Origin of the sequence: Saccharothrix sp. ST-888 (assembly GCF_000955975.1) — a bacterium.
Classification (GTDB): domain Bacteria; phylum Actinomycetota; class Actinomycetes; order Streptomycetales; family Streptomycetaceae; genus Kitasatospora.
Map to the genome: position 1 here is coordinate 1 of NZ_JYJF01000408.1, position 403 is coordinate 403.

General features: G+C 51.9%; 1 protein-coding gene. It reads right to left on the reverse strand.

From position 1 onward, the window contains the following. Window positions 1-162: 162 nt before the first annotated feature. Window positions 163-403: hypothetical protein (locus UK12_RS41995; protein ID WP_197085384.1), on the reverse strand; the 241-nt coding region annotated here is incomplete at its 5' end.

The following is a 403-nucleotide window of genomic DNA, read 5'->3' on the forward strand; positions in this document are numbered from 1 at the left end:
CAACAACAACAATAACAACAACAACGGCCGGGGTGGCAACAACAACAACAATAACAACAACAACGGCCGGGGGGGCAACAACAACAACAATAACAACAACAACGGTGGCGGCGGGGCCAACAACAACAATAACAACAATGCCGGCGGCGCCGGGGCCGACGATCACATCATCAAAAATGACGCCGCCGACGTTATTTTCATGATTGTCGTTGTTGGGGCCGCCCCCGCCGTTGTTGTTGTTGTTGTTGTTGTTGGTCCCGCCGGCGCCGTTGTTGTTGTTATTGTTGTTGTTGTCGCCGCCCCCGCCGTTGTTGTTGTTATTGTTGTTGTTGTTGCCACCCCGGCCGTTGTTGTTGTTATTGTTGTTGTTATTATTGCCGCCGTTATCATTCGGCACCATCGC